This window comes from Micromonospora sp. II (assembly GCF_001709195.1).
Classification (GTDB): Bacteria; Actinomycetota; Actinomycetes; order Mycobacteriales; family Micromonosporaceae; genus Micromonospora; species Micromonospora chalcea.
Genome location: NZ_LYXF01000057.1, coordinates 249,091 through 262,164 on the forward strand (window position 1 = coordinate 249,091; position 13,074 = coordinate 262,164).

Below are 13,074 nucleotides of genomic sequence, written 5' to 3' on the forward strand. Positions count from 1 at the left end.
GGCGGGGCCCGGTCAGTCGAGCTGACTGGGTTCGAGGCCCAGTTCGCGGGCGGCGACGAGGCGGATCCATTCGGCGATCTGGCGGCGCGTGATCACCCGCTCGTGCACCGCGAGCTGGACCGCGAGGCCGTCCATCACCGCGCTGATCCGCCAGGCCGCGCCGGCCGGGTCGGGGCAGTCGAACGTGCCCTCGGCGACCCCGTCCGTGATCAGCGCGGCCAGGTCCTGCCGCCACCGCAGGTCCAGCCGCCGGGAGAGCTTCTCCAGTTCCGGGGTACGCAGCGACTCCGCCCAGCCGTCGATGCGCATCGACCAGGAGGTGGCCCGGCCGGTCGGCGCGTACAGGCGCAGCATGCGGCGCAGCTTCGCCAGCGGCGGCGCGGAGGAGCGGAGCACCGCGTCGAGCTTGGCCAGGTCCTGCTCGACGGCGTACGCGAACGCCTGCGCGAGCAGTCGGTCCTTGGTGGCGAAGTGGTAGAACACGAGGGCCTGGCTCACCCCGGCGGCCTCCGCCACGTCGGCGGTGCGGGTGTTGGCGAGCCCTCGTTCCGCGATCACCTCACAGGCCGTACGCAGCAGCGCGTCCAGGCGGATCTCGGCGGCTCGTCTCGTCACGGCGTTACGGTAACCCATCCGCATGACCACGGGGAGTTACCGAAGCGGCTGGTCGGCGGGCGGGCAGTCGGATGCCGGACACTCGACGCGCCGGTCTGCTTCCGCAGGTGGGAGCGCTCGCCGGTGCTCTCGGACGGAAGCCACCCAGGCTCCTAGGAAGCCGAGGGGGAGCGGGGTCCGCCACCACCGGACGCGCCGGAAACGGAACCCGATTTGGCAACCGTTCCCGGGCTCGGCTAAAGTTCTCATCCGTCACCGGATAACACCGGGGGCGTGCGGACGTAGCGCAGCTGGTAGCGCATCACCTTGCCAAGGTGAGGGTCGCGGGTTCGAATCCCGTCGTCCGCTCGGAGATGCCGCCACGCAGTTCGGGGGCAACCTCGGTGGAGTGGCCGAGAGGCGAGGCAACGGCCTGCAAAGCCGTGTACACGGGTTCAAATCCCGTCTCCACCTCGCAGTAGACGAGGGCGATTGGCGCAGTGGGAGCGCGCTTCCTTGACACGGAAGAGGTCACTGGTTCAAACCCAGTATCGCCCACCAGCGGAAAGGCCGTGTCGATCATTCGACACGGCCTTTCTCGTCGCCATCGATCAGTCCAGTGCCGCGCCGCTGGCCATTGCCGCACCCGCGTGCCCCACCCAGACTGGCCCGGTGGACGATCAACAGACCCGAGCCCAGCGGTTCCGCGCCCTGCACCGGCCCGGTGACCCACTGATCCTGGCCAACGCCTGGGACGCGGTCAGCGCCCGGCTCGTCGCCGCGGCCGGCGCCCACGCGATCGCGACCACCAGCGCCGGCGTCGCCTGGAGTCGCGGCGCCCCCGACGGCGACCTGCTCGCCCGCGACACCGCCGTCGACGTCATCCGCCGCGTCGCCGACGCGGTCCGCCTTCCGGTCACCGCCGACATCGAATCCGGGTACGGCGACAACCCCGACCAGGTGGCCGAGACCGTCGCCGCCGTGCTCGCCGCCGGAGCCGTCGGCGTCAACGTCGAGGACGCCCGGCACGACGGCGGCGGTCCGCTGCGCCCGATCCACGAGCAGGTCGCCCGGCTCGCCGCGGTCCGGGCCGCCGCCGACCGCGCCGGCATCCCGCTGTACGTCAACGCCCGCGTCGACACGTACCTGCGGGGCGCCGGGGGCGTACCGGAGACGGTCGAGCGCGCCGAGGCGTACCTGGCCGCCGGCGCGGACGGGATCTTCGTACCCGGAACCGTGGAGCCGGAGACGGTGGCCGCGCTGACGGCGGCGATCCCGGCCCCGCTGAACGTGCTGGCCGGGCCGGGCGCGCCGCCGGTGGCCGAGCTGGCGCGACTCGGGGTGGCCCGGGTGAGCCTCGGCCCGGCGCTGGCCGAGACGGCGTACGCGGTGGTCCGGCGCGCGGCGGCGGAGGTGTTCGGCGCCGGGACGTACGAGGCGCTCGCCGGCGGGCTCGACTTCGGCGAGCTGAACGAGCTGATGCGCGACTGACCGGCCACGGGATCGACCTCGGGCGGGGGACCGGGTTGAATGTGCTGGTGGCCGTTGTCCCGCGTCCGAGCCGGCGGACGGCGACCGGCTGTCGACGGGATCACCACGGATGACGGCGGTCGTCCGCCCGGTGCGCGCGCTGCGGAGCCTGGCCGTCCTCACCGCCGCCACGGCGACCCTCGGCGTCGCGGCGCTCGCCGTCCTGGGCGCGGCCGGGCACGGCGGTTTCGCGAGCGACCCGGTCGGCGCCATTGCCCTCGCGACGGCAGCCGTGGTCACCGCGCTCGCCGCGCTCCGGCTCAGCCGGTCGGGTCACCGTGCCGCCGGCCGGCTGGCGGCCGGGCTCGCCGCGTCGCTGCTGGCGTATCTGGCGCTCGCCGTCGTCGCGGTGGCCGCCGTCGCGGCCGGACACCCGTGGGCCGGGCCGGCCGTCGCGGCGTGGAACTCGGCGTGGATCCCGCCGCTGGCACTCCTTCAGCTGACGGCCTCGGCCGCCGTCCGCACCGGCGACGCCGTCCCGTGGACGCACCGGCTCGTGGGCCTCACTCTGGGCGTGGCCACGCTCGTCAACGCGCTGCTGACCACGGCGACCCAGCCGTTCGCGGGGGTTCCGACGATCGCCGCGGAATCCTGGCGTACCGCGCTCGCGCCGGTCGGCGCCGCCGTCACCCTGCTGGCAGCGGTGGCGCTGTTCCTGCTCCCGGTGACGCTCTGGCGGGCCGCTCTCGGATCGCACCACGCCGTCCGGGCGCGACTCGGCGTGGCCGCGGCGGCCACCACCGCCGCGCCGCTGACAGTCGTCTTCTGCCTGCTGCTCGCCGTCGCCCGCACGCCCGGCGACGTCGAACCGTCGCTGGGCTCGGTCGCCTTCCTGGTGGCGCTGGCCGGGGCCGCCGTGTTCGCCGCCGCGTGCGCGGTCACCGCCGCCCGCGGCGCCACCGAGCCGCGCCGGGTCGGCGCCGTGGTGCGCGGCGCCGGCCTGGCCGCCGCGGCCCTGCTGGTGGTCGGCGTCGGCACACTCGTGGCCGCTCCCGGGACGTCCCTCGGCCCGACCTCGGTCGCCCTGGTCGTGTCGGCGCTGACCGTCGCCGTCGTCGGCGGGGCGTGGGCCGGCACCGGCCGGCTGTCGGCGCTGCTCACCGCCGCGCCGACAGCGCCGGTGACGCCGCGAGGCGGCGCAGAGGGTACGACGGGAGGCGGTGCGGCGGAGACGACGAACGTCATCGAGCCGGCGGCCCCGGCCAGGGCGGCGGTGGATGCCGCGGGCCCGGTGTCGGTCGGCGGGCTGACGGCGCGTGAACGGGAGGTGCTCGCCGCGCTCGCCGACGGCGCCAGCAACGCGGGGATCGCCGCGCAGCTGGTGGTCTCCGAGCGGACCGTCGACGCCCATCTGCGCGCGATCTTCGTCAAGCTCGACCTGACGCCCGGCGGCGCCACGAACCGTCGGGTGCGGGCCGCGCGGATCTGGCTGGAGCACGCCCGACAGTCGCATTGAGCAGGGATTTTCCGAAGATAGGTGCTGAGGCCGATGCCCGCGCGGGCGGTACCTCGGCACGGTGGGGCGACACCTGAATCGACGGAGGCTCTCACCGTGCCCGTACCGAAGTTGCGCCGTGCCGCGCTCGTCGCCCTTTTCGTCCTGCTCCTGGCGTCCCTGGCCGGACGGACCGTCTTCATGTTGTGGGAGCCGCCGTTCGACGGCGCGATCCACTACGACGACGTACGTGAGCTGGGGTCCGCGTACTGGCCGATGAACCTCTACCTGGGCGGGCCCGCGTACGCGGTGTCCTGGATCGCCGCGGCGGTGTTCATCGTCGGGCTGGCCCGGGGCCGCGCGGGCGTGCTGAACCTGGTGGGTGCCTTCCTGGCCGGCCTCGGCGGCGTGGTGTTCGCGCTGGCGATCACCGCGGAGGTGCTGCCGTTCGCCTACGCCGCCGATCCGGCGGTCGTGCCGGAGGCGCAGGGACGGGCGCTGTTCGACGTGTTCAACGACCAACTGGACGGGCTGCTCCCGGCCGTCCTCGGCAGCCAGGTGGCGATCGTCCTCGGCATGGTCCTGGCGCTCGTCGGGATCCTGATCGGCCGGACCATGCCGCGTCCGCTGGTCGTCGCCGCGCTCGTCTACGTGGTGGCGTTCGTGCTGGTGCCGCAGGACGCCGCTCGCGCGGTGGTCGTCGCGAGCTACCTGGCGCAGGTGGCGCTGGTGGCCGCGATCGGCTGGTACGGGCTGCGCGCCGCCACCGATGGTGCCGCTACCGACGGCGAGCGGGCATAGCAGACCGGACCGGCCGGATGTTCGATCCGGCCGGTCCGGTCCCGGGACCGATCAGCTCCGTCGGCCCCGCTCACGATCACATGGGCGGTGCGACGTCCCGGCGCTCCTCGACCCGGCGGTACTCCACCGGCTCGTCGGTGGTCGTGGCGACCACCTGACGGCGCCGGCCCCAGACCAGCGTGGTCATGATCAGGCCGAGGACGCCGGCCGCCATGAGGATCCAGCCGACGACGTCGAGGTCGACCCCGCCGACGCTGGCGTTGAGCGCGAACGTGAGGATCGCGCCGACCGCGATCAGGAAAATGCTCGTACCGATACCCACGACAGCCTCCTTCGGGGGGATGGTTGTGCTGTCACCGGCCTCAGTACCCCGGCGGTGAGCGGCGCAACCACACGGCCACCTGGCACGGCGGGGGTCTGCCGCACGGCGATCTTGGCATCGGGTAGAGTTCACCCCGTCGCCGGCGCGAACCGGCGGCACGCGGACGTAGCGCAGCTGGTAGCGCATCACCTTGCCAAGGTGAGGGTCGCGGGTTCGAATCCCGTCGTCCGCTCGCGATTGCCCGGGCGATTGGCGCAGTGGGAGCGCGCTTCCTTGACACGGAAGAGGTCACTGGTTCAAACCCAGTATCGCCCACCGAGAGTCACCACGCCGCCGGTCGACAGGCGGTCGTCTCCCACCGGACAGCCGGCACCGGCTACATCGGTCTCCCAGGTCCACCGTGCGGATTATTCTGCCGCCGCCACCGCGCGTGTCACTGTGAGGCCCGATGCGCAGGGAGGCGGTCACATGGCAACGATCGAGCGGGGACGGTGGCGGCGGACGGCCGCACGATTAGGGGTGGCGACTGTCGTCGCGGCGGCCGGGGTGACGGTATCGGCCGCGCCCGCGCAGGCCACCGCGACGCGGACGGTGGCGTTCTACAGCATGGACGAGCCGGCGTCGTCGTCGACGGTGCTGACCGACTACAGCGGCAACGGCCGCCACGGCACGATCGGCGGTGAGGTGGTCACCGGCGCGCTCTACGCCGGGGCGACCGGCCACCGCTTCGCCACGCACCTGCCCACCGACAAGGAGTACGTCCCGGGCCACGTCGACCTGGTGCCGCACACCACCGACTTCAACCCGGACGCCGGGGACTTCTCGGTGACCATCCGTTACCGGACCACGTACTCCTTCGGCAACATCCTCCAGAAGGGACAGGGCAACACGGTCGGCGGCTACTGGAAGTTCGAGGCCCCGAACGGCAAGCCGAAGTGCCTGTTCCGGGGCGCGGACGGCGCCTCCCGTACCGGCTACACCGACGTGCCGATCTCCGACGGCCAGTGGCACACGATCACCTGCAACCGCACCTCCGCGTACGTGGAGATGTACGTCGACGGCGTGCGGACCAGCCGCCTCAACGGGCCGACCGGCACCATCGCGAACACCTGGCCGCTGTCCGTCGGCGGCAAGAGCCAGTGCGACGGTACGAAGGTCACCTGCGACTACTTCGCCGGCGACATCGACTACGTGAAGATCCTGAAGGGATCGGGCGGCCCCGCGAACCAGGCGCCGGTGGCCGCGTTGACGCCCACCTGCTCCGGGCTGGTGTGCACGTTCACCGGCGCGGGTTCCACCGACGCCGACGGCGCGATCCAGGACCACAGCTGGAACTTCGGCGACGGCGACACCACCGGCACCGCCTCCGTACCGACCACGTCCCACACGTACGCGGCGGCCGGCACCTACCCGGTCACGCTCACCGTCACCGACGACCGGGGCGCCACCGGCACCGCGACCGTCGAGGTGACTGTCGAGCCCGTACCGGAGCGGATCTCGTTCGTCGGCCAGGCCACCGCGAACGCCAACTGGACCAGCCACACCGTGACCGTTCCGGCGGGCGTGCAGGCCGGTGACATGTTGCTGCTCCTGCTCAGCCAGAACACGCACACCGGCACCGGCGAGCCGACCGGCGTGACCGGCTGGAGCAGGCTCGACCGCCTCGACGGCGGCTTCGCCACCACCACCGCCTGGTGGAAGACCGCGAGCGCCGGTGATGCGGGCACTGCGGTCCGGGTGACACTGGACGGTCAGGCGAAGGGCAACCTGGTGCTGGCCGCGTACCGGGGGGTCGCGCCCGGGGCGCCGGTCTTCACCCGGGCCACCGATCCGGCGAGCACCGCCACCCGCATCACCCCGTACGCGCCGGTGACCGCGGCGCAGAGCTGGGCCGTGTCGTACTGGCTGCACGGCGACAGCACCTCCACCGCGCTCACCCCGCCGGCCGGCGTGGCGGTGCGCAGCAACACCTCGCAGACCGGGGGCGGACGGGTGACCGGCCTGCTCGCCGACTCGGCGAGCAGCGTGCCGACCGGCAGCTACGGCGGGCTCACCGCCACCGGCGCCGCGGCCAGCACGACCACCACCACGTGGACGTTCGTCCTGCCCCCGGCCTGACCCATCGGGTACGCGAAAAGGCCGGCACCCCGTTGGTTCGGGGTGCCGGCCTTCACGTTTTGTCTTACTTGTTCCAGTGCTTGGCGACGAGGTCGGCGGCCTGCTGTTCCCACTGGGCGTAGTGGTCCGGGTAGGCGGAGACCTGGACGGTCTGGGCGGCCTTGGTCAGGGGCATGTCCTGCCAGCCGTCGACCTGCTTGAGGCCCTTCAGGAACGCGGTGGTGGAGTATTCGGGGTCGGTGATCTGCTCGACCGTGCCCCAACCGCTGGAGGGGCGCTGCTGGAACAGGCCCTGCGAGTCGTGGTCGTTGCGGTCACCGAGGTGGCCGAGGTTCTCCAGCTTCGACTCCTGCAGGGCGGTAGCGATCGACACGACCGCGGCGCGTTCGTCCATGCCGGCCTTCTTCGTGGCGGCGATGATGGCCTTGACGTTGGCGGTCTGCTCGTCGTTGAGGTCGATGCGGGACTGGTCGCCCTGCACGCCGTGCGGGATCAGCTTGTCACCCTGCACGGTGGCGGTGACCGGCTTGGCGGCGTGGGTGGTGTCAACGGCGTGGGCGGCGACCGGGCCGGCGAACACGCCACCGGTGAAAGCCAGGCCAGCAATACCCAGGATGCTCTTACGCAGAATCGTGTTCATGATGGGGGCTCCGTTCGGGGGTCGACGCACCCGTGGGGGACGGGATACGTGGGCACCGTCAGGCGCTCAAAAGTCTCAGGGGTCTCGGGCTGCTCGCGGAGGGCGGGGGGCCTTCACGCGGCGCCGGAAGGATGTCCAACGACCGTCGACCCGGCATCATTCCCGGGGGCCTCACACCACCCGGGCGCGGGTTCACGTCGTCGGAACCAGGCTCAACGACCCGCAGGCCGTGTTCCCTCAGCCGACCGCTCGGGGGCGGTCCTGCTCGGTCGTTCACCCGATTACAACGCCCCGCACCCGCCCACGATTCCGCCACCAGAGTGCCGCCCACCACCCCCGAACCCGACACCCCGCCCACCACCGACCAGACACACCCACCCCACCCGGCACCTCGCTCTGCACAGGTGATCAAGGAGTTTGCGGCCCTTTCCGGCACCCACGAGCACACAAACTCCTTGATCACCGCGATCTTGGAGTTGTGGCGCCTCACGAACGATGTCAAGCCGGGCATCCTGGGCACCACAACTCCAAGATCGAACAAGCCCTCCCCAGGCACCCCGCCATCGGTTGATCATGAGGTTGGCGGCGACAAACCGGACACCAAGTGCCGTCAACTTCATGATCGACGCCCTTGGGGCGGCTCGCGCGGGGCGGGGTGGGGCCGGATCGGACCGAAGGGCGGCGTAGTGCCGCGTCGATCTTGCAGGTGCAGCCCTTCGGGTGTCCCCGTTTGCGCGTTATGCGGGGTACCGAAGTGCAAGATCGCGGAGGACTGGGGCGAGGGCTGTTTGAGAGGGCTCGGAAATCGCCGTGGTCTTGGGCGGGTGCGCCGATCTTGGAGTTGTGGTGCCTTGCGAAGGGTGTCAACCGGGCATACTGGGCACCATTACTCCAAGATCGGCGGACAAAGACATGCGCCGCCGCCCCGTCCGGGCCGAGCTGCCCTCGGACCGGGTTCTGCCGCTGGCAGATCCGCTCACCGTGAACAAGGGGCGCCATGGCCGGCGGGCGGCGGCAGGCTGGGACGCATGCGACTGCTGATGCTGGGTGGTACGGGCTTTGTCGGTGGTGCCGTGGTGGCCGAGGCGGTACGCCGCGACTGGCAGGTGACAGTGTTCAACCGGGGCGTACACGGGCAGGCGCCGCCCGGCGTACACCGGTTGCGGGGTGACCGGACGGCGCCGGACGGGCTGGCCGCGCTGGCCGGCGGCGAGTGGGATCTGGTGGTGGACACCTGGGACGGCGCGCCCCGGGTGGTCCGGGACGCGGCGTCGGCGCTCGTCGGCGCGGTGCCGCACTACGTCTACGTGTCCAGCGGCTCGGTGTACGCGCCACCCGTCGAGCTCGGCACCGGCGAGGAGGCGCCGACGGTGGCGGCGGACCCGGACGCCGACGACGGCGACTACCCGGAGAACAAGGCGGGCGGGGAACTCGCCGCCACGCGGGTGTTCGGTGACCGGGCGCTGCTCGTGCGCGCCGGGCTGATCCTCGGGCCGGGGGAGGACATCGGGCGGCTGCCGTGGTGGCTGAACCGGATCGCCCGGGGCGGGGACGTGCTGGCGCCCGGGCCGCGTGACCTGCCGATCCAGTACGTGGACGTCCGTGACCTGGCGACCTGGCTGCTGGACCGGGGTGCCGAGGGCGTCGGCGGGGCGTACAACGTGATCGGTCGGACCGGGCACGCGACGATGGGTGAGCTGCTCGACGCGGCGGTGGCGGCGACCGGGTCGGGCGCGACGCTGCGGTGGACGCCGCCGGAGCCGATCCTGGCGGCCGGGGTGGTGCCGTGGAACGACCTGCCGGTCTGGGTGCCGCAGGGGCACGAGTACCGGTGGTTGCAGGAGCGGAACGTCGAGCGGGCGTACGCGGCGGGGCTGGTGTGCCGGCCGGTGACCGAGACGGTCGCCGACACCTGGCGGTGGCTGCGCGAGGTGGGGCAGGTGCCGGCCCGGGCGGGGCGGCCCACGCGCGCGCCGGTCGGCCTGGCGCCGGAGCGGGAGGCCACCCTGCTGGCCTCGCTCCCGGCCTGAGCCAGCGCCGGAGCCCGGAGCCGGCACAAGGGCCGTGCGGCCGGCCTGACCCGCGGAGGGGTTCGGGTCAGGCCGGCACGACCGGCAGGTCGAGCACTTCCTCGACCGGGCGACGCGGGGTGGCGCGGCCCGGCTGGCCGTACCCGATCCGCATCACCATCTGCGGGGTGCCGAACCGGCCCAGCGACATCCGCAGCGCCTCCCGGGCGGCCGGCACCTCGATCGGCTGGGACAGCATCGACGCGCTGAGCCCGGCGTCGGTGGCGGTGAGCAGCACCCGCTGCAACGCCTGCCCGGCGAGGATCTGGTCGGCGGAGGTGTTGCCGGCCGAGCCGAGCACCGCGACGAGCGGCTCCGGCTCGAAGTCGCGGCCGGGGGCGCGGTTGCGGCCGCCGAAACCGCGCTGGGGAAGCAGGTCCTGCGGCTCGCTCTGCGGTCCGCCGGCGCCGGAGGGCACGCCGTCCGGGGCCGGCTCGGAGCGGATCCACTCGGCCCGCTCGGCCACGTACGCGGGGTCGCGTTCCAGCACCCGGTGGGCGCTGCGGGCGACCTCGGCGACCGCGTTCACCGCGCTGGTGCCGATCACCAGCTCCAGCCAGCACTGCTCGGCCCGGGCCGCCTCGCCGAGCCGCCAGCGGGCCTCGGCCGGCACCGGGTCCGGCCAGAACGGCGCGCGGTTGCTGAACCGGCGGTTGATCGCCCCGTACAGGCTCTGCTCGGTCGGGGTGGGGCGGCGCGGCACGTCCGGCACGAGCCGGGCCACGACGTCCGGGTCGGAGGGGTACGGGCGCAGCCGCACCGTGGCCGGGGTGCCCGCCACGGCGAGCGCGAGCCGCAGGTTGAACAGCGCCGCGCCGGCCGCCATGCGCGCGCCCCAGCCGGTCGGGTCGGTGGCGGGCAGGCCGCGCAGCGGGTCGACGGACACCTCGATGCCGCCGTCGACCACCCGGAACCGCCACGGCTGGGTGTTGTGCAGCGACGGCGCCCGGACCGCGTCGGCGACCGCGGCCCGCAGGTCCGCGGTGGTGTATTCGGTCGTCATGGTGGTGCTTCCTCTCGTGCGGCGCCGGCTCCCCCGTCCGGTACACCACTACGGTGCGTCAGCGGGCGGCGCGGTGAGCAGGGCCGGAGGTCCCCACCTGGGCCCGGCCGTCGGTCCCGGCCGGCGCGTGCAGGACGGGACTTTCGACCCGTGCTACTGACGCGGGAAAGCGGGTAGAAAGGACTGATGATCCGGGTGTTCCTGCTCGACGACCACGAGGTCGTCCGTCGTGGCCTTGCCGACCTGCTGCAGAGCAGCGGCGACATCGAGGTGGTCGGCGAGTCCGGCCTGGCCCAGGAGGCGGCGCGCCGCATCCCCGCGCTGCGCCCCGACGTGGCGATCCTCGACGCCCGGCTGCCCGACGGCAACGGCATCGACGTGTGCCGGGACGTCCGCGCCGTGGACTCCTCGATCAAGGGGTTGATCCTCACCTCGTACGAGGACGACGAGGCGCTGTTCGCGGCGATCATGGCGGGCGCCGCCGGGTACGTGCTCAAGCAGATCCGCGGCACCGACCTGGTGGACGCGGTCCGCCGGGTGGCGGCCGGGCAGTCCCTGCTCGACCCGGCGATCACCACCCGCGTGCTGGAGCGCATCCGCAGCGGCGTGGAGCAGCCCCGGGAGCTGAAGTCGCTCACCGAGCAGGAGCGGCGGATCCTGGAGTACGTGGCGGAGGGGCTCACCAACCGGGAGATCGCCGGGAAGATGTTCCTGGCCGAGAAGACGGTGAAGAACTACGTCTCCAGCGTGCTGGCGAAGCTCGGTCTGGAGCGGCGCACCCAGGCGGCGGTGCTGGCGACCCGGCTGCTCGGCAAGAACACCTGACGCCGCCTCAGCCGAGCGGGACGCTCCAGCGCACCTCGGTGCCGCGCGGCTCGGCCCGGCGCAGCGAGAACTCGCCGCCCAGCCGCTCGGCCCGCTCCCGCAGGTTGACCAGACCGCTGCGGGCCGCCTCCGGGTCGCAGCCGATCCCGTCGTCGGTGACGGTGATCTCGACCCGGCCGGAGTCGACGCGTACGCGCACCGACACCCGGTCGGCCTGCGCGTGGCGTACCGCGTTGGACAGCGCCTCGCGCAGCACGGCGGTGAGTTCTCCGCGCAGCTCGTCCGGGACGGCGCTGTCGATCGGGCCGACCAGTTCCAGGTCGGGCCGGTAGCCGAGCGACTCGGCGGCCACTTCGATGGCCTCGCGGATCTCGGTGCGCAGCGCCGCGCTCATCGGGGTACGCAGCTCGAAGATGGTGCGGCGGATGTCGCGGATGGTGGCGTCCAGGTCGTCGACCGCCTGGTTGATCCGCTTGGCGGCCTCGGGGCGGGCGTTCATCGCGCCGCTCTGCAGTTGCAGGCCGGTGGCGAACAGCCGCTGGATCACCACGTCGTGCAGGTCGCGGGCGATGCGTTCGCGGTCCTCCAGGACCACCAGCAGTTCCCGCTCCTCCTGCCCGCGGGCCCGTTCCATGGCCAGCGCGGCCTGCCCGGCGAAGCTGGCCAGCAGCGCGAGGTCGTCGTCGGCGGCGGGGCCGTGGTCGGGCCGGTAGCCGATCACCAGGACGCCGTGCAGCGTGTCGGCGGCGGCGAGGGGGGAGACCACTGCCGGGCCGGCGACCACGGGCCGGGGCCAGGGCGCCGCGGCGGCCAGGTTCTCCACCTGGTCGTGCCGGCCCGACGTGGCGGACGCGGCGAAGCTGGTCTCGGCGGCCGGCAGCACCGCGCCGACCAGTTCCCGGGTGACCGGGTCGGCGCCGTCGACCACCTCGACGGTGAACTGCGCCTCGTCCTCGTCGTAGAGCAGCACCAGCGCCAGCTCGGCCTCGGCGACCTCGCGGGCGCGGCGGGCCACCAGGGTCAGCGCGTCGGTGCGGCGTACCTCGCCGAGCAGCACCGAGGTGATCTCGGCGGCGGCGGCGAGCCAGCGTTCGCGCCGGTGCGCCAGCGCGTAGAGGCGGGCGTTCTCGATCGCCACGCCGGCCGCGGCGGCGAGCGCCACCACGATCTCCTCGTCGTCCTCGGTGAACTCGGCGGCGCCCTGCTTCTCGGCCAGGTAGAGATTGCCCCAGACGTGGTCACGGATGCGCACCGGCACGCCGAGGAAGCTGTGCATCGGCGGGTGGTGCGGCGGGAAGCCGTACGAGTTGGGGTGCTTGGTGATGTCCGGCATGCGTACCGGCTTCGGCTCGTCGATGAGCAGGCCCAGCACGCCGCGGCCGTGCGGCAGCTCGCCGATCTTCGCGTGCAGCTCGGGGCTGATGCCGTGGACGATGAAGTCGTGCAGCATCCGGTCGGGGCCGATCACGCCCAGCGCGCCGTAGCGGGCGCCGGCCAGTTCGCACGCCGACTGCACGATCCGCTGCAGCGTGCTGCGCAGGTCGAGGTCGGAACCGATGCCGACGACGGCGTCCAGCAGCGCCCGGAGCCGCTCCCGGCTGGTCACCACCTCGCCGACGCGGTCGAGCATCTCCTGGAGCAGTTCGTCCAGGCGGACGCGGGACAGCGGGGTCAGCCCGAGCGACGGCGCGACGTGCTCGTGCTGGGGCTGGGGTGCGGCGGCCACCGGGCGATGGT

Annotated in this window: 11 protein-coding genes and 5 tRNA genes; 11 read left to right on the plus strand and 5 right to left on the minus strand. The window is 73.2% G+C overall.

Annotated features, from left to right (window positions below; all coding sequences use genetic code 11):
* Positions 1–12 precede the first annotated feature (12 nt).
* On the minus strand, positions 13–615 hold the full coding sequence (locus A8711_RS24425) for a TetR/AcrR family transcriptional regulator (RefSeq protein WP_069089527.1): 603 nt from the start codon (positions 613–615) through the stop codon (positions 13–15).
* A gap of 275 nt (positions 616–890) precedes the next feature.
* On the opposite strand from A8711_RS24425, the gene A8711_RS24430 reads away from it, so the two are divergent.
* The 6 genes from A8711_RS24430 to A8711_RS24455 all read left to right on the plus strand — a co-directional run bounded on the left by A8711_RS24430 (position 891) and on the right by A8711_RS24455 (position 4,360).
* A tRNA-Gly gene (locus tag A8711_RS24430) sits at positions 891–963 on the plus strand.
* Positions 964–997: 34 nt separating this feature from the next.
* Positions 998–1,068, plus strand: a tRNA-Cys gene (locus A8711_RS24435).
* A gap of 12 nt (positions 1,069–1,080) precedes the next feature.
* Positions 1,081–1,155: transfer RNA gene (locus tag A8711_RS24440), tRNA-Val, on the plus strand.
* A 111-nt stretch (positions 1,156–1,266) separates the two neighbouring features.
* Positions 1,267–2,085, plus strand: coding sequence for an isocitrate lyase/phosphoenolpyruvate mutase family protein (locus A8711_RS24445; RefSeq protein WP_064447195.1), 819 nt, complete (start codon positions 1,267–1,269; stop codon positions 2,083–2,085).
* A gap of 109 nt (positions 2,086–2,194) precedes the next feature.
* Entirely contained in the window at positions 2,195–3,580 is a 1,386-nt protein-coding gene (locus tag A8711_RS32640) for a response regulator transcription factor (RefSeq protein ID WP_069089413.1), read from the plus strand.
* A gap of 96 nt (positions 3,581–3,676) precedes the next feature.
* Complete coding sequence (locus A8711_RS24455) at positions 3,677–4,360, plus strand: hypothetical protein (RefSeq protein WP_069089414.1); 684 nt, start codon at positions 3,677–3,679, stop codon at positions 4,358–4,360.
* Between the two features lie 76 nt (positions 4,361–4,436).
* Here A8711_RS24455 and A8711_RS24460 read toward each other — a convergent pair whose 3' ends face one another.
* Positions 4,437–4,682, minus strand: a complete 246-nt coding sequence (locus A8711_RS24460) for a DUF6458 family protein (protein ID WP_069089415.1) — start codon at positions 4,680–4,682, stop codon at positions 4,437–4,439.
* A gap of 159 nt (positions 4,683–4,841) precedes the next feature.
* Between A8711_RS24460 and A8711_RS24465 the strand changes: the two genes are divergently transcribed.
* The 3 genes from A8711_RS24465 to A8711_RS24475 all read left to right on the plus strand — a co-directional run bounded on the left by A8711_RS24465 (position 4,842) and on the right by A8711_RS24475 (position 6,800).
* Positions 4,842–4,914: transfer RNA gene (locus tag A8711_RS24465), tRNA-Gly, on the plus strand.
* Positions 4,915–4,925: 11 nt separating this feature from the next.
* A tRNA-Val gene (locus tag A8711_RS24470) sits at positions 4,926–4,997 on the plus strand.
* A gap of 153 nt (positions 4,998–5,150) precedes the next feature.
* A complete protein-coding gene (locus A8711_RS24475) occupies positions 5,151–6,800 on the plus strand; it encodes a PKD domain-containing protein (RefSeq protein ID WP_069089416.1) in 1,650 nt (549 codons plus the stop codon).
* Between the two features lie 64 nt (positions 6,801–6,864).
* On the opposite strand, the gene A8711_RS24480 is transcribed toward A8711_RS24475, so the two are convergent.
* Positions 6,865–7,440 (minus strand): hypothetical protein, encoded by a 576-nt coding sequence (locus A8711_RS24480; RefSeq protein ID WP_043325575.1) that lies wholly within the window; start codon positions 7,438–7,440, stop codon positions 6,865–6,867.
* A gap of 1,028 nt (positions 7,441–8,468) precedes the next feature.
* Here A8711_RS24480 and A8711_RS24485 point away from each other — a divergent pair.
* Positions 8,469–9,470 (plus strand): NAD-dependent epimerase/dehydratase family protein, encoded by a 1,002-nt coding sequence (locus A8711_RS24485; RefSeq protein WP_069089417.1) that lies wholly within the window; start codon positions 8,469–8,471, stop codon positions 9,468–9,470.
* 67 nt (positions 9,471–9,537) lie between these two features.
* Here A8711_RS24485 and A8711_RS24490 read toward each other — a convergent pair whose 3' ends face one another.
* The gene (locus A8711_RS24490; RefSeq protein ID WP_064447202.1) at positions 9,538–10,512 is read right to left on the minus strand and encodes a hypothetical protein; all 975 of its coding nucleotides are present in this window, start codon (positions 10,510–10,512) and stop codon (positions 9,538–9,540) included.
* A 186-nt stretch (positions 10,513–10,698) separates the two neighbouring features.
* On the opposite strand from A8711_RS24490, the gene A8711_RS24495 reads away from it, so the two are divergent.
* Entirely contained in the window at positions 10,699–11,337 is a 639-nt protein-coding gene (locus A8711_RS24495) for a response regulator transcription factor (protein WP_013284884.1), read from the plus strand.
* A 7-nt stretch (positions 11,338–11,344) separates the two neighbouring features.
* On the opposite strand, the gene A8711_RS24500 is transcribed toward A8711_RS24495, so the two are convergent.
* On the minus strand, positions 11,345–13,012 hold the full coding sequence (locus A8711_RS24500; protein ID WP_176722880.1) for a GAF domain-containing sensor histidine kinase: 1,668 nt from the start codon (positions 13,010–13,012) through the stop codon (positions 11,345–11,347).
* Between the last annotated feature and the right edge of the window lie 62 nt (positions 13,013–13,074).

What these genes read in the sequence shown, in the direction of transcription:
- A8711_RS32640 (WP_069089413.1), top strand. Translation starts at nt 2,195, where the DNA reads ATGACGGCGGTCGTCCGCCCGGTGCGCGCGCTGCGGAGCCTGGCCGTC.
- A8711_RS24475 (WP_069089416.1), top strand. Translation starts at nt 5,151, where the DNA reads ATGGCAACGATCGAGCGGGGACGGTGGCGGCGGACGGCCGCACGATTA.
- A8711_RS24480 (WP_043325575.1), bottom strand. Translation starts at nt 7,440, where the DNA reads ATGAACACGATTCTGCGTAAGAGCATCCTGGGTATTGCTGGCCTGGCT.
- A8711_RS24485 (WP_069089417.1), top strand. Translation starts at nt 8,469, where the DNA reads ATGCGACTGCTGATGCTGGGTGGTACGGGCTTTGTCGGTGGTGCCGTG.
- A8711_RS24490 (WP_064447202.1), bottom strand. Translation starts at nt 10,512, where the DNA reads ATGACGACCGAATACACCACCGCGGACCTGCGGGCCGCGGTCGCCGAC.
- A8711_RS24495 (WP_013284884.1), top strand. Translation starts at nt 10,699, where the DNA reads ATGATCCGGGTGTTCCTGCTCGACGACCACGAGGTCGTCCGTCGTGGC.